This is a genomic window from Pseudomonas sp. FG13 (genome assembly GCF_057809755.1).
This window is the reverse complement of the sequence record NZ_JBMDKO010000020.1, coordinates 19,733-40,967: the sequence shown is the minus strand read 5'-3', so window position 1 is coordinate 40,967 and position 21,235 is coordinate 19,733. Positions and strand designations below refer to the sequence as shown.

17 protein-coding genes are annotated in these 21,235 nt (G+C 60.8%); 6 read left to right on the top strand and 11 right to left on the bottom strand.

Going from position 1 to position 21,235, the window contains the following annotated elements; translation table 11 throughout:
• Positions 1-86: 86 nt before the first annotated feature.
• The 6 genes from ACODTO_RS17025 to ACODTO_RS17000 form a co-directional block, all read right to left on the bottom strand.
• Entirely contained in the window at positions 87-2,081 is a 1,995-nt protein-coding gene (locus ACODTO_RS17025) for a methyl-accepting chemotaxis protein (RefSeq protein ID WP_139645395.1), read from the bottom strand.
• A 120-nt stretch (positions 2,082-2,201) separates the two neighbouring features.
• A complete protein-coding gene (locus tag ACODTO_RS17020) occupies positions 2,202-3,146 on the bottom strand; it encodes a GNAT family N-acetyltransferase (RefSeq protein WP_489106759.1) in 945 nt (314 codons plus the stop codon).
• Positions 3,143-4,417: a phenylacetate--CoA ligase family protein gene (locus ACODTO_RS17015; RefSeq protein ID WP_139645399.1), complete on the bottom strand. Its 1,275-nt coding sequence runs from the start codon at positions 4,415-4,417 to the stop codon at positions 3,143-3,145. Before ACODTO_RS17015 ends, ACODTO_RS17020 begins: the two co-directional genes overlap by 4 nt.
• Before the next feature lie 54 nt (positions 4,418-4,471).
• Positions 4,472-6,880 carry an acyl-CoA reductase gene (locus ACODTO_RS17010; RefSeq protein WP_489106758.1) on the bottom strand — a complete coding sequence of 803 codons (2,409 nt, stop codon included), beginning with the start codon at positions 6,878-6,880 and terminating at the stop codon, positions 4,472-4,474.
• A gap of 1 nt (position 6,881) precedes the next feature.
• A complete protein-coding gene (locus ACODTO_RS17005; protein ID WP_489106757.1) occupies positions 6,882-8,009 on the bottom strand; it encodes a LuxE/PaaK family acyltransferase in 1,128 nt (375 codons plus the stop codon).
• Positions 8,010-8,038: 29 nt separating this feature from the next.
• A complete protein-coding gene (locus ACODTO_RS17000) occupies positions 8,039-9,274 on the bottom strand; it encodes an MFS transporter (RefSeq protein WP_489106756.1) in 1,236 nt (411 codons plus the stop codon).
• A gap of 538 nt (positions 9,275-9,812) precedes the next feature.
• Between ACODTO_RS17000 and ACODTO_RS16995 the strand changes: the two genes are divergently transcribed.
• Positions 9,813-10,001 (top strand): hypothetical protein, encoded by a 189-nt coding sequence (locus ACODTO_RS16995; RefSeq protein ID WP_047698563.1) that lies wholly within the window; start codon positions 9,813-9,815, stop codon positions 9,999-10,001.
• Between the two features lie 3 nt (positions 10,002-10,004).
• Here the strand turns inward: ACODTO_RS16995 and ACODTO_RS16990 are convergent, their stop codons facing one another.
• Both ACODTO_RS16990 and ACODTO_RS16985 read right to left on the bottom strand, forming a co-directional pair.
• Positions 10,005-10,385: a fe2+ zn2+ uptake regulation protein gene (locus ACODTO_RS16990; RefSeq protein ID WP_175362603.1), complete on the bottom strand. Its 381-nt coding sequence runs from the start codon at positions 10,383-10,385 to the stop codon at positions 10,005-10,007.
• A gap of 169 nt (positions 10,386-10,554) precedes the next feature.
• Positions 10,555-15,369, bottom strand: coding sequence for a dermonecrotic toxin domain-containing protein (locus ACODTO_RS16985; protein WP_489106755.1), 4,815 nt, complete (start codon positions 15,367-15,369; stop codon positions 10,555-10,557).
• Positions 15,370-15,612: 243 nt separating this feature from the next.
• Between ACODTO_RS16985 and ACODTO_RS16980 the strand changes: the two genes are divergently transcribed.
• Positions 15,613-16,644, top strand: coding sequence for an Ldh family oxidoreductase (locus tag ACODTO_RS16980; protein WP_139645409.1), 1,032 nt, complete (start codon positions 15,613-15,615; stop codon positions 16,642-16,644).
• A 150-nt stretch (positions 16,645-16,794) separates the two neighbouring features.
• Here ACODTO_RS16980 and ACODTO_RS16975 read toward each other — a convergent pair whose 3' ends face one another.
• Positions 16,795-17,112 (bottom strand): ElaB/YgaM/YqjD family protein, encoded by a 318-nt coding sequence (locus ACODTO_RS16975; RefSeq protein ID WP_139645411.1) that lies wholly within the window; start codon positions 17,110-17,112, stop codon positions 16,795-16,797.
• Between the two features lie 160 nt (positions 17,113-17,272).
• Between ACODTO_RS16975 and ACODTO_RS16970 the strand changes: the two genes are divergently transcribed.
• Positions 17,273-17,527: a hypothetical protein gene (locus ACODTO_RS16970; protein WP_003181187.1), complete on the top strand. Its 255-nt coding sequence runs from the start codon at positions 17,273-17,275 to the stop codon at positions 17,525-17,527.
• 3 nt (positions 17,528-17,530) lie between these two features.
• On the opposite strand, the gene ACODTO_RS16965 is transcribed toward ACODTO_RS16970, so the two are convergent.
• Entirely contained in the window at positions 17,531-18,439 is a 909-nt protein-coding gene (locus ACODTO_RS16965) for a LysR substrate-binding domain-containing protein (protein ID WP_464711812.1), read from the bottom strand.
• 86 nt (positions 18,440-18,525) lie between these two features.
• Here ACODTO_RS16965 and ACODTO_RS16960 point away from each other — a divergent pair, with 86 nt between their 5' ends.
• Positions 18,526-19,449: a carbon-nitrogen hydrolase family protein gene (locus tag ACODTO_RS16960; protein WP_489106754.1), complete on the top strand. Its 924-nt coding sequence runs from the start codon at positions 18,526-18,528 to the stop codon at positions 19,447-19,449.
• 1 nt (position 19,450) lies between these two features.
• Here ACODTO_RS16960 and ACODTO_RS16955 read toward each other — a convergent pair whose 3' ends face one another.
• Positions 19,451-19,921, bottom strand: a complete 471-nt coding sequence (locus tag ACODTO_RS16955) for an LEA/WHy family protein (protein WP_139645417.1) — start codon at positions 19,919-19,921, stop codon at positions 19,451-19,453.
• A gap of 198 nt (positions 19,922-20,119) precedes the next feature.
• Between ACODTO_RS16955 and ACODTO_RS16950 the strand changes: the two genes are divergently transcribed.
• Positions 20,120-20,836: a helix-turn-helix transcriptional regulator gene (locus tag ACODTO_RS16950; RefSeq protein ID WP_139645419.1), complete on the top strand. Its 717-nt coding sequence runs from the start codon at positions 20,120-20,122 to the stop codon at positions 20,834-20,836.
• Positions 20,837-20,887: 51 nt separating this feature from the next.
• Entirely contained in the window at positions 20,888-21,229 is a 342-nt protein-coding gene (locus tag ACODTO_RS16945) for a nuclear transport factor 2 family protein (protein WP_139645420.1), read from the top strand.
• Positions 21,230-21,235 lie beyond the last annotated feature (6 nt).

The window sequence follows — 21,235 nt, the reverse complement described above, 5'->3', positions numbered from 1 at the left end:
AGACACTCCGCTATCGCGAGCAGGCTTGCTCCCACAAGGAGACCACGCTGGCCGGGGTTCGCCCGCGAGCAGCGTGGCCACAGTTCTCAGCGAAGTTTAAAGCGCCCCATGATGGCATTCACTCGACTGTTGGCTTCCAGCAGTTGCCGGGTGTTGTTTTCGCTGGCCAATCCGCCTGCCACCAGTTCCTCCACCATATGGCGGATTTGCACCATGCTGCGGTTGATCTCTTCGGTCACGGCGCTCTGTTGTTCGGCGGCAGTGGCGATCTGGGTACTCAGGCTGTTGATCTGACCGACGGAACCGGCCATTTCATCCAGGCCGGTGTTGACCCGGGAGGTCGCGTCGGCAGCCGACTGGCAACTGGCCTGGGTATTTTCCATTGCCGAAACCGACGAACTCACGCCTTGGGTCAGGCGGGTGAGCATTTCGTTGATTTCCGAGGTGCTGGCCTGGGTGCGGGCGGCGAGGGCTCGTACCTCGTCGGCCACCACTGCAAAACCACGGCCCTGTTCGCCGGCCCGGGCAGCTTCGATGGCGGCGTTGAGTGCCAGCAGGTTGGTCTGTCCGGCGATGGCACCAATCACGCCGAGAATCTCGGTGATACGCTGCGCATCCTGCTGCATGCTCTCGACCTTGCGGGTGGCGCTGGCGACTTCATCGATCAATGCCACCACGCTGTTGGAGGCCTCGCCCACCACGACGCGAGAGCGATCGGCATGTTCGTTGGCGCGCTGGGTGAATGCAGCCGTTTCGGCGGCGTTCTGGGCGACGCTTTCGGCCGTGGAGCTCATTTGATTAATGGCGGTCACGGTCTGATCGGTTTCAGAGGCGTGGCGCATCAGGATTTCGCTGGTATGGGCGGAAGTCCGTTGCAGGTTGTCCAGGCTCGATGCCATGGCGCCAGTGGCTTGGGTGACTTCGCCGATCATATCTTGCAGATAAACGATGAAGCGGTTGACCGAATGACCAATTGCTCCCAGCTCGTCCTCGGCACGGATGGTGATGCGTCGGGTCAGGTCGGCATCGCCGGTGGACAGCGCGTCGATGTTGCCCTTGAGTATCTTCATGCGGCCGGTCAGTTGGCGGATGGCGTACAACTGCATCAGCACCAACAGGATGACCATCGGGATCTGCAGCAGACTGAGGGTATTCAGTACGTCATCGCGCTGGGCGGTGATCAGGCGGGTTGGCAAGGCGGTGGCGAGGAACCAGGGCGTGCCTTCGATGGGGCGCATGAAGAACGTGCTGGCTTCGCCCTTGTTGTCGAACTCGACCCGCTGCAACGGTTGATCACGGTGAGCCAGGCCTGCCTTGACCTGAGCGGCAAAGGGCGAGGCGGCGGCCAGTTCGCTGACATTCTTGAGCACGATCGGACCGCTGATGCGCGAGCTGTTGCTGATGATCTTGCCGTCGCCTTCGACAATCAGCATCTCGGCGTTCAGGTCGGCTTCCTTGCGCGCCACCAGGTCATTGAAGAACCCCAGGGTCACGTCAATGGTGGAGACGCCATAAGGAACGCCGTTTTTCTGGATGGCCATGGCGCAGTTGGTGCGCGGTTCGGCGCTGGCGTCATCTTTATAGGCGGCGGCCCAGGCGCATTTGCCGGGCGGGGTGGCCATGCCGCCCTTGTGCCAGGGCTGCTCGTAATAGTTTGGTGCGGCGTCGCTGTTCCAGAACGTATTGACCACCAGCTTGCCAGAGCTATCGCGGTGCCAGAACGTGCTGAACTTGTTGCGTCCTTCGGCGCGCTGGTTGGGCAGCGGCCAGATCCCGCCACCGAAGACTTTCGGTTCGCCGTATTGGTCCACCAGACCTGGAAGTACCTTGTCGATGGCATCGCTGTCGAGCAACGGAATGGTCTGGGTGATGCTGCGTTGCTGGGCCTGTACTTTGTTCAGCTCGCCCTGGATCTGCTCCGCGACTTCGCCGATGCGGTTGAGCGCCACTTGCTCCTCGGTCTGGCGCAGCTTGGGCGCCACCAGATAACTGATGCCCACGACCGTCAGGATGGACAACACCAGGATGAATAGGACCAGGAACAGCGTGTAGCGAGCCTGAATAGTGCGGAATGAGGGCATTGGACAGTTCCTTGCTCGAAGGCGTCTTTCGGGGCGGTAGACTTATCTGTATCGGCCCCTCGCCATAGCGCTTGAATGTCGGACGCTTGGCGCGGGGTACCGTTCGTCGCCCGCCTCCCGTCACGCCGCCGAGCTGGACCGCGTGCCTCTCCAGGTCTGTGTATGGGCCTGCAGCTCATCGTGCAGTCGTTGCATCGGCCCGGCATGCAGGTCGAGCTGGCGAGCCAGCGCGCCACGGTGAAACAGCGCCTGCCAGTGCAGCTCGCCTTCGACGGGCACCATGCCGGTAAAAATGAAGCCGGCAGCCATCAACCGTCGATAATCCTCGGGGAACTGTCGACGCAGTCCGAGTCGTACCGAGATCGACCAGTGGGCCGGCAAGCGTTGCAGTTGCCTGGCCAGATGCCGGCTCATGTGACCAGCGACCACGTCGATACGCCCGGGTAGTGAGCTGATCTGCAGTGGCTGCATCGAGGCCGGTGCATCGTCGACGGTGGTGCCAAATTGCGCTGCCAAGGGAGTCATCAACCATTGGCACGAGGCAGGCCAGTGCACCTGCGGCAAAGGCCGCTGATGCTCGCCCATCATCTGGCAGCCGATCACAATCGTCTCGGCCTGGGCCGCGGCGAACGGCGAGGGCACGTAGTCGGGCATCAGCCCGACATCATGGAAACCGAGTCGTTGCGCCAATCGTTGGCTGTAGAGGTGGCTGGTGACCTGTTTGATGGACAGCCTGACGAGACCGAGGTCGTTACAGCGCTCCAGGAGTAGCCGGCCCAGGCGGGTAGCGATCTGGCTGCCTTGCCGCGCCGGGTCCACTGCCACCAGTGCCAGTTCCGCATCCTCCCGGTTCGCGACCGGTCGGCACAACGCCGCGTGGCCCACCACCCGGTCCTCCATCACGGCAACCATGGAAAACCAATGTCGATGCTGATTGTGCTGGCAGATCATGTGGGGCACGTAGACGTCTGGCGAAACGTAGTGATCGCCGTATACCCGGCGGAACAGTTCGCTGGTTCCGATGGCATCCGTGGGCCTGAATGTCCTGATGACCAAGGTACTCATCTGGCGTGCCTCGCTGCCATCGGGCCATAGAGCCGACGGTCGATGACCGGCAGGTGTTTACCGGAGCGCGGGTGGCGTTCCAGGTCCTGTGCCTGGCAGGCATGAACCTGCAGGTTGAGTTGATCAACGCCCGGATGTTGTTCGATCAAAGCGAGTTTCAGCGCCTGGGACAGTGACTCGCAGCGGTTAGATGGGTTGTCGGCCACCCATTTGAGCACCACACCATCATTGTTTTCGACGGACTCGATGATCAGTTGCCATTGAAGTTCGCCGCCAATGCTCTGGATGATTTCGCCAATGTGTTGCGGGAACAGCGACGCCACGCCGACCCGCACCCGCTGGCTCTGCGCGCTACGCCCCGCCAGTTCGAACTTGCGCCGTGGGGTGCCGACAGGCTCGCGCCAGCAGGCCCGATCACCCACTGGATAGCGCACCATCGGCATCAGGGACCGGGTGAAGTTGGTCACCACCAGGTTGCCGGGGCGGCCACAGGCCTCGATGACCTCGCCGCTCACTTCATCGATGATTTCCACCCGAGTCTGCTCGTCGAAGACGCGGTGTTCGCCGAGCCCGCAATCAGGAGCACTGGCGCCGACCAATCCGGCGTCCACGCTGGCATAACCGATGGAGGCGAAGCGTGCCTGGGGAAAGGCTTGTCTCAACATCACAAGTTGGCGCTCGAACAGGTGCTCGCCGCCGAACAGCACGGTAGTGATACCGGACAGCGTTCGCCCCTGCCGGCTCAGATGACTGGCAATGGCCAGCAGGTGGGCCGGTACGCCCGCCAGCACATTGATGCGGTGTGCGGCGACGGCATCGGCCAACACGTCGGGATCGATCGACCCGGTGAAGGGGAACTCGCTGATCGGGAGGTCAACCTGGCAGAGAGCACCGTGAATGAACAGGAAACTCGCATACAGGTCCCCCGAAAAGAACAGATTGGCGATTCGATCACCTGTTCCAAGCTGGGCGGCAAGGCTGCCTGCGAAACCCTCGAGCATTCGCTGCCATTCCCCATGGGTGTACACCGACAGCTTCCCCTGGCTGGTGGTGCCACCGGTTTTATAGATCAGTGCGTCCGTGACGGGCCCGGTCAATACCTCCCAGGTGTCCAGGTCATGACTGCCGCGCCAGTAATCGCTGGCGTCGACAATCGGCAGGTCCTCAAAAGCGCAGCCTTGCGCAGGTAAATGCGTCCAGTGTTTCTGGTAATACTTTGAATGCAGGCGAATATGGCCAAGCCATTGTTCAAATGGAAAGGAAGGGCTCATCAGGGGGGCTCTCGGGCTATGAAGTTCGCTGGATAAGGCGCGGGCGAAGGGCTATCAGCCGGGGCTTCTGTTATCAATCACTAGCGGGACTTTGCCGCTGTGTCTGTTCTGTTCGAAACATTCGGGCGTACAGCGTTGGACTTCCAGTACCAGCAATGCGGCATCGACGGATGCGCACAGTGGCGGCAGTGCCAGGACCTTGCGTCGTACCGTTTCGGCTTCGCCGTCGGCGCGGATCAGCATGCGCTCACAGCCGCTGCTGTCGTGATCGAGGACGACCTGAATGGCCACCTGGGCCAGTTCGGCAAGCGCCCGGGTATTGATGGATTCCGTGGCGACACGCAGCACGAGGCCGTGGCGCTGGCGTAACTCGAACCTGGGGGAGGCCAGGCCACAAGGGCAGGGGCCTGGCAACCAGCGTCCGCAATCGCCGACGTCGTAGCGCTGGAGAGGTTGCACCTGGCGCTGCCTGGAAGTGAACAGCAAGCGCCCGGTTTCCCCCGGCGTGACCGGAGCATCCCGCTCCAGGTCGATGATTTCCAGGTGCTGAATCTCGTCCATCAGGTGGAACACGCCATCATCGCTGGCGGCGCAGGCGTGGCCGAGAGGACCCGCATCCACGCTGCCGTACAGGGCCGAGCGAATGCTGCTGACGCCGCTGTCCAGGAACAATTGCCGGCTGGCTGGCCCCAGGTGCTCGCCGCCCAACAGGACCTTGCGCACAGCGCCGTAGCCTTGGAGGATTCGCCTTTGGCTGGAGAACAGACGGTGCAGTGTGCTCGGCATGCCGATCAGCGTGTTGATGCCATGGGCGACGATCATCCGGGCGATTTCGTCGAACGCCTTGTCTGTCGGCGCGCCCATGGGGTAATGCACGACACTCATCTGTTCGAGTATTTTCGAGAAACTGAAAAAGCCGCCGTAGAGGTTGCCTCCGTAGAACAGGTTCATCACGCGGTCGTGTGCGGGGTCCAGGCCGGCCGCACGCAGGCCGTCGGCGGCGGCACGCATGTGGCGATCGAAGTCGCGATAGCTGTAGCACGACAGCACGGGCTCGCCGCTGCTGCCGCCGGAACGGAAGAACAATTGCGCCTTGGGGTCAATGGGGAGGGCCATGAAGCCAGCCTTGTCCATGATCGGCGCTGAAGGATTCATTGATATCGGAGCTGGAGAGGTGTCCAGCGTGACACGATGACTCGCGACGTGGGGTTCAAGGCCGACCGATACCCGCCTGCTCAAGCGTTGCAGTGCGTAGACGCCGTCATGGGGTTCGCCATCATAGCCCTGCTGAATCTCACGGGTTGTCGAGATGCGCGATACGCCAGCGGCTATCAGGCGACGTGCCAGCCCCGGCGCCTGTTCCGGCTCGCAAATGAGGGCGCAGCTCTGCAAGACGTTCCGCCAAGGTAGCAGCGTCTCGGTCACCCGCACTTGGGGGACGGGCCGCAGCAGCAGCGTGCGAAACAGCGGCGACGGCGACAGGTCGCGATGATGTTCCCAGAGAACGCGCCAACCCTCACCGGCCCAGACCTGGCCTGCATGGCCGGCGAAGCTTTGGTCCAGTCGGGCGAGTGCCGTCCGGGTGGTGATCTCACAGGCTTCGGCCGTGGTGAGCGCCAGGGCCGGCCAGCGTCCGGCCCTTCGCTCGAATGCGGCGGCCAGGGCGTTACCCACTTGCTCCATGACGACGGGGTCGTCAGTGTCGACCAGCAGCCATTGTGGGCTGGAGCAGGCTTGCTGGTCTAGGCGGCAGATTTCATCTACCAGGCTATCCAATGCCTGGGTGCTGGCGGCGTGAGGCGTGAGATAGGCGAAGCTGATGCGATGCCCCCAGTCGATCCAGCGACAGCCGCTTGGGACCTGCTCGCGCAATGCCTTGAGTGCCGTCTCGCCGCCCCAGGCGCTGACACCTTGTGCCAGGGCGAAAAGACGCTGGCTGTCGTGGTGGGGAACCGGCAATACCGCCAGGTAATCGCAGAGCCGGCCACTGCTGTCGTACGCTAGAAAAGCCGCCAACAGGCGCGCCGTCAATTCCCCATCCCGTGTGCTCGGGCGTATCCAGTTGATATTGCCCGTCAGCAGACTTTCCAGGGCCGCGCAGAACGCCAGCAATGGTGCATTGCTCGGCGTGACATGCACCACCAGGCCCAAGGGCTGCCAGCTTTCAAAGGGCCCGTCGCTATAGTCGATACGCCGCAGTGAGCGAGGATCCGGTCCCAGCTCTCGCGCAAGTTTCAAGCTCAGGTGCTCGCGGCCGCAGAATGCGATCAGTGCCTGGCGTTGGTCCTCGTCGAGGAAGGCTTCCCGTCCAACGCGCAGTCCCTGAGCGAACGCCTCGGCGCAGTCGAGCACGCTGGCGCTCGTGGGCGCCCAGGCCAGTAGGGCGGGCAGTTGCGCTTGCAGGCGGTCGAGGGCCTGGTCGAGTGTCAGGCTCCCATTCAGTTGACCGTTGATGAGGTACATATCAATGCTCCTTGATCAGTTCAGCGGCAGCCATGGCGCAGCTTCGGCTGGCGCTGGTGCCGGCACGTCCATGCAGTTCGAACCACTGGGTGCTCGAACCGCATTCACAGTTGGCGGGGTGCAGGGTCGCCAGATCGCTCATCACCACGGCATGGGCGGGACTGGAGGAGATATAGGGCGAAACGAACGACAGCAATCCGGCCTCGCCGAACGGCTGCACGTCGAAGTTCGAGGGGTGACGGACAAAGACTTTCGAATAGACCGGCACATGAAACCGATGCTGGGCACATTCGATGTAGGGCACGGCGTGTTCGACGGCACCATAGCCGTCGCGGCAGCGATGGGCCTTGATGCCCAGTTGCCGGGTGATGCGTTCATAGACCTGATGGCGGGGCATTTCCCGGGCAGCCTGTTTCTTCCAGCCGCCGCGGAGGAACACCAGGGAATCAGGCGCGAGCGTCAGGTTTGGGACGCCGCTCTCGCGCATGCGTTCGAGTACGTGCCAAAGCAGCGCCGGAAAGCCGAAGATTCTCACCGGCAGGCCTTGCTCGGCGAATGCCTGCAGGGCACGGATGACGCCGAAAACGTCGAACCCATGGCCGTTGCCGGTACGTCGCAAGGCATAGGCAACGCTATTTGCCGGGGCGAAGCGACACAGGAACTGGTCGGTATAGGCTGTACCGAGGCGATTGTCCGGTTCGGGTTCATGGCTGAGCAACAGGTAGTTGCAGGGCGCGTCCGGTGTCGACCAACCGTAATGATCGAAGATGCGTGCCACCATCCCCTGGGCGGCCGCCATGCTGCGTTCGTCATAGCGCATGCGGCTTTTCTGGCCGCCGGTGCCGGAGGAGGTGAGCTCCAGGGCCTCCTCGCCCGTAGGGCTGACCAGCAAGCGTTGCTTGAAGTAGTTGGCGTAGATGGGCGGCAGGCGCGACCAGTCCGTCAGATGTTCCAGGTCCTCGACGGCGAGCCCGTTGGCGTTGAGCCAGTCTTCGTAGCCTGGGGTATGGTGGCTATGAAACAGGCTGATCTCGGCCATGGCCCGATCGAACAGCCCGGCGGGCATCGAGTCGGGGCTGTAGGGTTGGGACAATGCACACAGTGCATCGGCGTGGGGGAAATGAATCATCGGATAACTTTCCTAAGAGGCGGAGCAATTCAAACGTGTGCGACCGGTCGCGACTTGAACAGGCACAACGCAACAGGACAACTGAGCCCGGCGATACCGGCCATCAAGGCAAAGGATTCCAGGCTGTTGCCGGCGCCCAATAACGCCAGCAATGAACCGGCAACGCTCATCACGGCGATGGAGATCATCCCGACCATGGCCGAGACCAACCCTTTGCTGTCGTCGCTGGCAAACAACGCCAGTCGATACAGCGCCGCATTGCCCATGCCGAGGCCGAGGGCGTACAACGAAAGTCCGCTGACCAGCACAGGCAGGGAAAGGGCGAACCGACTGGCAATAACCAAGGCAACCAGGCCGGCGCACAGGGGCCAGAGGCTGCGACGAAGCACGCCGTCTACGCCGGCCTGTTCCACCCACGCGTTGAGCAGGAGATTGCCGAGAATCACGGCGGCGAACACGGGGATCTGCCACAGCCCATACACCAGTGGTGAAACCCCCTGTCCCTCTATCAGCAGCAGGGGCGACAGGCCGATCCAGGCGATCAGGGGCAGGCTCATCAGCCCCAGCGCAACGCTGGCCGCCATGAATCGGGGATGTCTCAGCAAGGCGCCATAGCGTTTGATCAGTGCAGCCAGTTCGAAAGGAACAGGTGGCGGCTGTTGGCTGCCTGGAGGAGCCGGCCTGGCGTGGTGCGGCATGAAGCCCCAGAGCGCCAGCCAACTCACTGCGCCGAGGCCGGCCAGCAGCAGAAACAGTTCGCGCCAGGACAACCATTGCAGCAGCAACCCACCCAGCAAGGGGCCCAGCAAGGGCGACAGGAGGGCCAGGTTGCCCAGCAGCGCCATGATTTTCACGGCATCCGACTCGTTGAACATGTCCTGTATGGCGGGGTAGCTGACGGCGATCACGAAGCCCAGGCCCATGCCCTGGATCAGGCGAAGGCCATTGAACCCCTGCATCTGGGTGACCTGGGTGGTCGCCGCACAAGCCAGCACGAACCCGGCGCAACCGGCCAGCATGAACGGCCGACGTCCATGGTGATCCGACAACGGCCCGATCAACCAAGGCAGCAGGACGCCACCCAGCAGGTAGAGGTTGAACGCGTAGGGAATCTGATCCGAAGCCGCTCCGAGTTCTTCGGTGACGGCGAGCATGGCGGGCATGATCAGGTCGCTGGCCATGTACGTTAATAATTCAAAGAGTGCGATAGCCAGGCAGAAACCTGTCAATCGTTTAGGCGAGAAAGTTGTCAGCAAGTTTTGCATTCCCAGCGTTTATTTTGAGTAAAGAGGTGTGCGCCTCTTATTCGAGAATACGTGGGGGGCGATAAGGCTTGAAAGACAGAGTTCCCCGGTGTTAACGAAGGAAATGCGCTTTGCGGACGTAAGAAAATGTCCGCAGGAGCGGACATTTATTTCCTAATTAAGTCAGTAAGTTACAGCTTGATTGGTAGGAGGGGTCGTAGCATGGGGAGGCTCGCTACAGACGCTTCACCAAGGACACGCCGGAAAGGTCCTAGCGGTGCTGGTCGAAACCCGGACCACCCGGATGTCCCGGTCCTTGCCCATGGCCGTGGCCTGGGGGGAAAAAGAGGCAGCCGCTCAGCGTCAGGATCGATAACAGCGGCAGCAGCAGTGACATGCGACGAAACATAAATAATATCCTCATGATTGAACACCGTGCTTGCGCGTCAGCGCTCCTTCGGCGGTACCATGTGACCCCGTCGGCTGCCGCTTGTCCCTGAAATCGGGTAAGCACTTGGCAGGCGAGCGGATACAGAACGGATACATTCAGGAACTGGCAATGACTCATTCGCAACGTTTGAAATACTCGATTCTGATTATCCTCGTGGTCCTGGCGATCATGCTGGGACTGTCGTGGATGCAGAACAAAGGCATGATCAGCGAGCAGCTGTTTCAATACATCGCCATTGCCGTGGCGGTGATCGTGGTGGTGATCAACGGGGTGATGCGGCGCAAGGTCAAGCCCTGAGCGTCATTCCGTGGCCGCGAGCACGGCCATGGCCCTGGCGTGCAGGCTGTAGCTCTTATCGGGGTTGAGCGTCACCACGCCTTCGCTGCACAGGCGCTTCAACACCTCGCGAACGCTGAGGAAGGACAAGGGAATGTCCAGCCCCAACAACTGGGTGTGCACGCCCCGCACGCCCAGGCAGCGGTTCTCCACCGTAGCGGTGAGCAATACGTCGATGATCTTGAGGCGAATGAGGCTGGTCCTGAGCCCGAAGCTCTTGAGCAGACGCCTGATGTGCTCGTTACTGCCTCGTTCCGTCGTTTTGGCGAGCACGTTATTCGTGGTCGTCATCGGGACGCCGTTCGACCCCGGCTTATTCCCCGTAGGCAGTTGCGCGTTTTGCATGCAAAAGGTCCTTACCAGCCTGATCAGAAATAGTCACACGTGCTCCCTCAAGAGGAACGGCCAATCATGCGGGCCGTGATGTGAAAAATTCGCCGGGATGTCGTTAAACCCTTGTGATTGGTCGAGTACAGGCGATGTTTTTTTGCATCCGGTCGGGGGGCGAACCCGTTCATGAGGGCGGGTCGAGCTGGCGCCCCAACTCACAGATGAGCAGGGTCAGCGAGTCGGCGTTTCGAAGGATGACGTCGACGCGCTTGTCCGCCGAGCCAGGGTTCAGAAAGATATCTCGCGCCTCGTTCATGGTCCTGGCGCCGGTGACTTTGAGGACTTCCTTGGCGGTGGCCTTGAACTCGGGAAGCAACTCCAGGCTCTTGAGCGTACTGGCTGCGCTATCCCACCCCATGAACAACCTTGAACGTGGCGTGGTCAGCGAGAGCCCGTTGCGTTGCAGGTCGTTCTGGCTGTCATACCGGGCTCGTCCGTCATGCGTGACTTGCGAAATCAGGTCGAGGAATGGCAACAGAGCGTCCAGATAAACAATGTCATGTGTATCGATCAACTGATGGCTCAGTTCGTGGATGAGGGTGGCTCCCTGGGCATGAGCGTCGACATTGAAGGACTCGGGGACGATGATCTTGTACGGGTCCAGCCCTACGTCGAAGAAAAATTGGGTGAGGTAGATTTTCCCGCCTGCATTGGGTTCGAGCACGAATGCCGTCGCCGTGTCGTTGGCGTTCTTGAGATTGCCGATCACGATGCGTTTCTGGTTTTGCGCTTCCCAGGATGGATCGACCAATACCTGACATATCGGTGCAACAGCGGCATGTATCTTTGCGATCAAACGGGCATCGACCTGGTCTACGCCAAAAAAGGTCTTGAGGTAAGTCTCCCGCCGGGAGCCCTTTGAAAGCTGCTGCCGGGCTTGATCGAGATTATGAAGCGCATTGAGGGAGTAATACCTGGCTGTCTCCAGCGCCTGCACAATGACGTTTGCATGGTGAGGGTATTTCCTGCGTATCTCAGCCATGCCTCGGGCTTCGATATTCAGTGTGTCTGAAGCCTTGTAGTCGCTGTACGCATTCGCGAGGGTCGACATCACCTTGCCGTAGCGAATGGTCTGTCGTTGCGGGTCAATGGCCCACTCCTGGCTTTCAGGCAATCTTTTGAGTATCGGCCCCTCTCCCTTGTCATGGACAACGCGCCAGACCTGATTGGCCTTCGCCACCTGAAAGACTTTGCCAACAACGCTGACATAGAGCTTGCCGGAGCCTGTGTCCTTGTAGGTCCCATCCGCGGGGTTCTTTTGCAGATCCTGGAGGCTTATGCCCGTGGTCTCGAAGGCCTGCAGGTTGGTACGGATCGGGGCGGTGGACGCGATATCCTTCCAACTGACCGGGGTCGCAGGGGCGTTTTGCGAGGCCGGGCCGAGGGGGGCGAGCAGCCCGAACGTATCCTCCCGATTCATGAAGCCGAGTGACACCATTTCCGCGGCACCGGCAATGAAATCATGCAGGCCGTTTTTCCAGTCATGCTGCTGCAACGCTTCGGAGGAAGACTTGAAGTCCTGATAGCTTTCCCACAATGTCTCGAAAAAAGTCAGTTTGCCCGGTAGCTGTCTGCCTACGAACCTGGCGCCGACGCTGAGCAGATGCCGCACGGTTTCCCAGTCGAACTGACGTTTCCTATCCGTTTGGGTGGTCAGAAAGTCCGATAACAGACGGGTATTGTCGTTGAACAATGTATCAATGAGGTTCGTCTGGACTGGATTCGAGGCCAGGGTAATTTCCGATAGCTGCCCGATGGTGGCGGTAAATAGGTTTTTGAATATGCTTTGCTGGTTGGCGGGCAGGCGACTGATCAACAGGTCCTGTAGTGGTCCTGGCCGGTTGAAGGCGGCCACGACACTCGCTTCGTCCTTGAACTCGGTGAAGCCCGGGCCCGTATGGTAGGGGGCGTACAGGACGTGGGGCGCTTTCGCATCGGTACCCGACCCGATCAGGTAAAGCCCCAGTGCCTTGATCGCGGCGGCGCCTTCGGTTTTGATCAGTTCCAATGGACGAATCAGCGCGCTGACACCTCTCACCGCTTGGCGAGCAAGGGCGTCCGGCATGTCCAGCACTTGGTGAATCAAATCGAAGGCCGAAGGGGAGAGGTACTGTTGCAGGCACCGTGCGTGAGCGTATTGCAGCAGCTGCCAGGGTAGTTGTTGGCGGAAGCGCTGCTTTCTCTGTTGAACGTCCTCCGTCGTGCCGGACAGCTTGTCCAGCACATGTTGTTTATACGAGGTGGCGACATCCAGTGACAGCAGCAGTTGCTTGACCGCCGTCTCGTTCAAGCTGTCAGGCAGCTTGCGTCTGGACGTCGAAGACACTTTGAATCCAGTTTTTTGAGTGACATCGATATGATTCAGGGCGAATTCGGTCAGGGAACTGGGCGGCCCCGCCAGTGCGAGGTTTGGTGTGATCTGGATGATCGCAGGGTCCAGGTCTTTTTCGGTGAAGCGCGCATCCAACAGCGCTTTCAGTTTTTTATGCATGTAGGCCTGCAAGGGTTCAATACCGTCCAGGTAGTCCTTGCCGTCGATCACGCTGTTTCGATATTGCTCAAGCAGATTGATATGCAGGCGCTGATCTTCAAGAGAAGCCATGCCGAGCCAGGCAGGCAGTTTCTGTTGCCACCTGTCCGCCTGGGCGATGCGTTTGGCACGGGTCAGATTGGTGGGGGCTCCCTTGTTCAGTAACGCTTCAAGGCTTTTAGCCAAGCCCGTTCCGGTCAATTGCCAGTTTCGGGTTTTCAAGGTCTTCAGATAGCCGTGTTCGATCTCGAACAACCTGATGAACGAATTCATCCGATTCAGCAATACGTTGTCTTCGATCAACTCAAAGGCCTCGAGCTGATAACGCCCGTGAGGCTTGCGTTGGGCGGGGGGCAGGTTGGCGAGCAAGCCAAAGCGCTTGCGGGAGTCGAGCAGGTGTCGGTTCAATTGTGTCGTGGCGACGTCGACGGAGGGGAAAACCTGCAAGCCGTCGGTCGGCGTCCAGAGGATTGCCAAGCCTGAATAGGGCGTGTCCAGCCCTCCGCGCTCGGTCAGGAAAAAACAATTGGCCAGGGGCAATGAGGCGGTGTTGCCCTGCGCGGTGTACGCAAGCCTCAGTGAATAGGCATCGGGCCGAAAGCCTTTGAGCCCTAAGCGCTGCTCGCGATTGGGATAATCGGCGTCGTAGGCAAAAACACAGTTAATGAGGTCATCAGCGGCAGGCGGCAATGTCCCGTCGAGCTTTCTAAGCTCGGCTTCGGCACGTATGCCGAGGGAAAAAACATTGCTGAGTTCAGGCAGCAGGCCCTTCAGTTGACTGTGCAGTGAGATTTCATTGGCAAGCGGCAGTTGGGCGAACAACGTGTTGAACGCTTCCTCGACGGTGGTATAGCTCTTGATCTTTCTCGTCAGTTGGTCGGCCATGAAATTGGACGGCCGCGAGTCGCCATAAAAAGCCGGCAGAGTGCCCCAATGTCCGTCGGTCCCATGCTCCAGCAGGTTCTTGTTGATCAAGGAACGAATATCCAGTGCCTTGTCGACCAGGGCGTGGATGTTCACGGTGCCCTGGCGGGACATCTCCAGTGCGTAGTGAAGGTTGCTGATCTGCTTGCCGATGATGGCCTCCGCCAGGGATTCGAATACCGGCAACGCCACTGAGCGTCCTGAGATCTGTGGTTCGTCAAGGCGTAGAAAGCGGTTGCGCTCTTCCAGGCTCAACAGGCTATAGAGTGCCTCCTTGCGGGCAAGGCTTGTCGGTGTAGCCAGCAGCGCGTCCTTGAACCCCAGGTAATTGTCGACTTTCTGCAGGTCATGACTGGGCCTGTAGAGGTAATGATCCTTGCCACTGATCATCAGCGAGCCGGCAAGCTCCACATAGAGCGGCTCATATTCCCAGAGGCGAATCGTTTCGATGAACAGCGGCGTCTCGTCCTGGCGTGATGGCCCGAACAATCGGAGCAGCTCCTGGCTTTGTGCGTCGCTCAGTTGCCGTTGCTCCCGTTTGCTCAGGACGGTGGCGCGCAGGGCGTCGCTGAGGACCCGCGACAGCAGCTCCCGGCGCGAGATATGGAATGGGCCGGTGGCGTCCCAATAGGCATTGATGCAATCGGTGAGCTTGGGAATCAGGTTTTTAGCCGTGACCCGTAGCAGGCTTTCCCACTGCTGCGCATTATGGGGCGATACCGCGATTTCCGGATGGATGAAATCGACGTCATGCCGGGCTGGCCGGCCCTGATGGTGGAAGTACACCAGGACCGCTTCGGACAGTGACACGTTGTTGGTCACCTTGCCCATGGTCGGATCACCCAGCCCCGCATCGGCGGTGATTGCGACACGGGTCTGTTGATGATCAAGGTTCGCCAGTACTTCATTCAATACCTGGTCGAGCATCGCGGTCAGCGAAGGCAGTTTGATCAGCTCATCCACCATGGTCAGCGCATTGAGGTTTTGAGCGTGCTCGATGGCGTCGACCTGGGCTTTGAAAACATCTCCATCCATGGTCTGCCGGGCCTGTTCGATAACGGTGCTGGCGTTCAGTTCGGCGCGTTGGGAAATGGACAGGAGTTGGAACAGATCGTCACGCTCCACAGGGGCGGCGAGCATTTGGTCGATCCGTGTTTCAAGTGCCTCCGGGTTGTCGAATTTCTCGATTCCCCCCCTCGGCGTGTAGAGGAATGCAGGCTTGGGGGACGAGGTGCCGATCTCAGGCGGGGTTGTCAGCGTAAAGCAGCCGGCAAGCGGAATCGGAGCCTGCCCCTCGGTCTGGAGCAGTATGGTGTCGGCGGACATCGATGGCGTCTGCGCGGCACGCAGCGCGTGGCTGGGCAGGGCTGCGTGCCGAAGCCAGTCAAGGTCGGTTTGCGTCACCCCATGGGTTGCGCTCAATTCGTCCAGGCGGTTGGTGTCCAGGACGTCGGGGAATAGCAGTGGCGTGGTCTCACGGGGCATCGTTGCTTCTCGATCAAGGCGCCATGAGGCAGCCCATGCGTGGATGAAGCGGCAAGGCTAGAGAACGATGAACGGGGAAAGGTGGTACATAGTTACCGCACGCGAGGCTTCAAACCTGTCAGGCTGTGGCGTGCGCGGCATGCCTGCGGCGAAAAGATTGACAGTACGCGCCTGAAGCAGTGTTAATCCGAATTTGTTCCTCCCTCACTGTGGCTACCTCCAACAATCATTCTGGAGCTTCAGATGTCCGCGCTATCCGATCACGCCGGTTCCGCCCCCCTGTCCCTTGACGCCCTGGTGGGGTTGCTGGAGAAGATATTCCTGCGACATGGCACCTCGGCCGAGGTCGCTCGCACCCTGGCCGAAAACTGCGCCCGTGCGGAGCGCGACGGTGCCCACAGTCACGGTGTGTTCCGTATCCCTGGCTATGTCTCGACGCTGAACAGCGGTTGGGTCAACGGCCAGGCTGTGCCGGTGGTCGAGGACGTCGCATCGGGCTTCGTCCGGGTGGACGCCGGAAACGGTTTCGCCCAGCCGGCCCTCGCCGCTGCACGACCGTTATTGGTGGAGAAGGCGCGCAGCGCCGGTATCGCGGTGTTGGCTATCCGCAATTCCCATCACTTCGCCGCCCTCTGGCCGGATGTCGAGCCGTTTGCCTATGAAGGGTTGGTGGCGTTGAGCGTGGTCAACAGCATGACGTGCGTGGTGCCCCATGGCGCGGATCGCCCATTGTTCGGGACCAATCCCATTGCCTTCGCCGCGCCACGAGCTGGCGGCGAGCCGATTGTATTTGACTTGGCCACCAGCGCCATCGCCCATGGTGACGTACAGATTGCCGCGCGCAAGGGCGAGTCGTTACCGCCAGGCATGGGAGTGGACAGCCTCGGCCAACCGACCTGCGACCCAAAGGCGATTCTTCAAGGCGGCGCGCTCCTGCCGTTTGGCGGACACAAGGGGTCGGCATTGTCGATGATGGTCGAGCTGTTGGCGGCAGCCCTGACCGGCGGCAACTTCTCGTTCGAATTCGACTGGAACGACCATCCGGGGGCCAAGACACCGTGGACCGGGCAGTTGCTGATCGTGATCGACCCAAGCAAGGCCGCCGGACAGAGCTTTGCCGAGCGCAGCCAGGAGCTGGTCCGGCAGATGCAGGGTGTGGGGTTGCGGCGGTTACCAGGAGATCGCCGGCATCGGGAACGCAGTCATTCCGACCAGCATGGGATTGCGCTGGATGAGCAGACATTGCAACAGCTGCGCGAATTGGCGGGGATGTAATCCGAAGGCGAAGGAATTGTTGCCTGAACAGTCGGTTTTAAGCCACAAGCCTTGGGGGGCAGCGCTTGCTCGCGATGGTGCCAGTCAGTCGAACTGTATTGGCTGGTATGCCGCTATCGCGAGCAAGCTTTGCTCCCTCGGGTTTGTTGCTTAACGCCTTCCGAGCAGCAAGCCCACCACCAGCCCGAAACCGGCGGAAATTGCCACGGTTTGCCACGGATGGCCGCCGATGTAGAGTTCGGTGGCGTCGACCATGGGGCGGGTACGTTCCCGTGCGCTGGCGACCGAGTCCAAGGCCTGCTGCAGTTTCTGGGAGATCTGGCCCCGCAGGTTTTCGGCATCTTCACCGACCAGCGACTCGCTGCTCTTGAGCAGCTTCTCCGACTCTTCGATCAAGGCCTTCAGTTCACTGAACACTTGATCCTTGATTTGCTCTCCGTTCGCTTGCGCGGTGGGTCTACGAGCCATCGAGTTACTCCTTGTTGATGATTACCGTGAACAGTGGAGTGCTGCGCTTGTGCAAAAGTTGCAGTGACTGGCGGCGTCAGCACGATCAAATCCAAATGATGGTTAAGGCGTTTCCCTGCAAGGTGTAAGATGTCGCCTATTTACGCAACAGGTAATATCCATGAGTTTCAATCTGGCTGACAAGCCGCTGGCCGAGCGCGCAGCGCTGGAAGATGAAAAATCCCGACTGTTCGAACTGTGGCAGAACAACCTGGGCAAGGCCAAGGGCGACGCCGCCCGGTTGTTTGGCGAGCGCTCCAAGCGCAAAGGCAAATGGGCCGAGTGGGTCCGTGCCGAGCTGGACGGCATGTCGCCCCCGGAATACGCCAACATGGTGCGCAGCGAGGTCAATCGCTTGATGGCCGCCAACAAGTAAACCTCACGCAAAGGTCGTGACGATGGCCTCGCGAACCTTGGCCACTGCCGGATCCATCTGAGTATGGGTTCGCCATCCCAGTTCGATGGGATAACGTGGCAAGGCGAGGGGGCAGGGCAATAACGCCAGGCCACCGAACGCTGCGATGGCCCGCGCCGCGTGCCCGGGAATGGTCGCCACGGCCCGGCTGCCCTTGAGCAGAAACGGCAACGCGGCGAAATGCGTGGTCGAGGCACACACCTTCCGGCTCATGCCGAGCCCGGCCAGTCCTTCGTCGGTGATGCCGATGAATCCACCCGATGACACCAGCAAATGTTCGCGGCCCACGAACGCCTCCAGGCTGAAGGTTTGCTGGTGCTCCTCCAGGCTGGCCGGATCGACCAGACAGGCATAGTCGCCTTCGCCCAATACCAGGCGGCTGAGTAGCCGTTCCGTGAAGCCACCCGCCGTGATCGCCAAGTCGAAATTTCGCTCCATCAGGTTACGACCGACGATCTGGCTATGGGTCTGGCGAAAAATCAAGCGTAACCCCGGCGCCCGCCGCGCCACTTCCTCGATCAGGCGACGCCCATAGGCCAGCTCGAAGTCGTCGGACAGACCGACGATGACCGAGCGGCCGTCGTAATGACTGATATCCGGATCGATCATCGCCAGGCTCTGGCGGCACTTGTCCAGGGCCTCGCTGATCACGGGCTTCAGTTGATTGGCCCGCAGCGTCGGCGCCAGGCCACGACCGGTGCGCACGAACAGTTGATCGTCATACACATTTCGCAATCTGCGCAGCGCTGCACTGATGGCCGACTGGGTCACGCCCAGGCGCAGGGCGGCGCGGCTGGCACTGGATTCGTCGTGCAGGGCTTCGAAGGTCTTGAGCAGGTTGAGATCGAGGTTCTCGATATTCATAGCGTTCATATCGTTTAGCAATGTATGGGGCTTTATTCATGATCGGCCGGCGGCTGAGAATCAGCAACACCTGATGACCAAGGAGTTGAACACCCATGCCCAAATCCATCGTGGCTGCCCTGCAGATTGGTTCCTTGCCGAGTGGCAAGGACGAGACACTGGCGCAGGTCCTTTCCTACGAAGACGCCATACGCCAGGCTGGTGCGAACCTGGTGGTCATGCCCGAAGCCCTGTTGGGTGGCTATCCCAAGGGCGAAGGCTTTGGCACCCGGTTGGGCTACCGGCTGCCGGAGGGGCGTGAGGCATTCGCCCGCTACTTTGCCAATGCCATCGACGTACCGGGTGTCGAAACCGAGGCGTTGGCCGGGCTTTCGGCGCGCACGGGCGCCAGCCTGGTGCTGGGCGTCATCGAGCGCGCCGGCAGCACCCTGTATTGCACGGCGCTGTACTTCGAGCCCGATGCGGGGCTGGTGGCCAAGCATCGCAAGCTGATGCCCACCGGCACCGAGCGGCTGATCTGGGGCAAGGGCGATGGTTCGACGTTGCCGGTGATCGACAGCCAGGTCGGGCGGGTTGGCGCGGCGGTGTGCTGGGAAAACATGATGCCGCTGCTGCGCACCGCGATGTATGCCAAGGGGGTGGAGGTCTGGTGTGCGCCGACGGTGGATGAACGGGAGATGTGGCAGGTGACCATGCGTCACATTGCCCATGAGGGACGATGCTTCGTGGTCAGTGCCTGCCAGGTCCAGGCCTCGCCTCAGGCGCTGGGCATCGATGTCGAGTACTGGCCGGCGGAACGTCCATTGATCGCCGGCGGCAGTGTGATCATCGGGCCTATGGGGGATGTATTGGCCGGGCCGCTGAAAGACACGGCGGGATTATTGACCGCCGAAATCGACACCGATGACCTGGTGCGGGCGCGTTATGACTATGACGTGGTCGGTCATTACGCCAGGCCGGACGTGTTCGAACTGGTGGTGGATGAGCGGGCCCGCCCCGGGGTTCGGTTCACGGCGTGAATTACCAGGTCGTCGCGGACCTCGGCAAGTCGAGGGTTCCGCGGTCGACAAAACGCATGGTGCCGAACACTCCCCCGGAGAGTTTGCCCTTGAGCACATAGGGCAGGTTATCCAGACCCTGAGCCTGGCTCAGGCCCAGGGTCTGGCGCAGCACCGAAAAGGCCGAAATGCTCACGGGAACGCTCAATATCGCTTCGGAATACCGTGGAATGGAACCGCTCTGGTCGCTGACCCCGGTTGCCAGCGTGCGGTCGTTGACTTCCAGATCCAGCGCCACGCCGTTGTAGTCGATGGCGGTTTCGTTGGGGTTCTGCAGACGCAGCTTCACAGCAAAACGCATCTCCAGGTCCTGGCTGGGCAAGGGGTCGATGCCAACCACGTTGATGTTCAGCGGGTCGCGGTGCGGGAAGAGGGCGCAGGCGCTGAGACTGAGCAGTGTCAGTAAAAGGAACAGGCCGGGGACTCTGCGCATGGGCGTACTCTCACGGTGAACTTCTGGTCACGATAACCCACAACCCCGAGGACAAGCGAAGAACCTTGTGGCGAGGGGATTTATCCCCTCGCCACAAAGTCCATCCAGTTCTCCATCCTGATGGGCGCTGGGCTCCTGACAGTTTCTGACAACAGCCTCTGCTAATCTGCAGCAACTTTTTACTCCGGATCGTCCATCGTGTCCCGTACTTCTCGGCTGCTCACCTTGTTGCAAGTCTTGCGGGGCAAGCGCTGCCCGGCCACCGCCGCGACATTGGCGGCCGAGTTGAAGGTGTCCGAACGCACGCTGTACCGCGACATTGCCGAGCTGACCGCCCTTGGGGCGCCGATCCAGGGCGAGGCGGGCATCGGCTATGTTTTGCGCAGTGGCCTGTTCCTGCCGCCACTGATGTTCACCGCCGATGAGATCGAGGCCATTGTGCTGGGCCTGCGCTACGTGGATCAGCGCGGTGACGAGGTGCTGGGCAAGGCGGCCGCCGACGCCTTGGCGAAGGTCGCCGCGGTGCTGGCTCCCGATGTCCGGGACGCCTTGCGCAACCCCACGGTGTTGCCTGGTCCGCCAGGTTATGGGTATCCGCAGAATACGGTGGAACTGAACGTGTATCGCCAGGCCATCCGCACCCAGGCGAAGCTGCACATCGATTACGCCGACGTGAACAATACGCCGAGCCAGCGGCTGATCTGGCCCCTGGCCCTGGGTTTTTTCAACGAGGCGCGGGTGGTGGTGGCCTGGTGCGAGTTACGTGGCGCCTACCGGACCTTTCGCACTGACCGGATTGCGTCGGCCAGCGAGCGGGGTGAACGCTATCCCGGCAGGCGCAGCGACTTGCTGCGGGCCTGGATGAAGTCGATGAAACTGGACGACACCGGGCGCTTCACTCCTGACAAGAACTGACATGAGGCTGTTTTAGCATGATGCCAGATCGATAAAACAAGGAGCCTTACCATGTCCAATCCCGTCTCTTCCCTGGCCCCGGCCATCGCCGGCTACATCGCGGCCGCCAATGCCCGTGACAGCTCGGCGGTGGCGCGTTTTTTTGCTGAGGATGCCAACGTGTTCGATGAGGGCCAGCACCGGGCCGGCACCCAGGCTATCGTCCAATGGATGGAAGACACTTCCCGCCGCTTCCAGCCACGGGTCGAAGTGCTCAACGTGCAGCAACGCACGGGCAAGGTGCTGGTTCACAACCTGATCTCGGGAACCTTCCCCGGCAGCCCACTGGAGTTGCGGTATACCTTCCGGCTCGATGAGCAGGGGAAGATCAGCCGACTGGATATCTCGATTTAAAAGGCG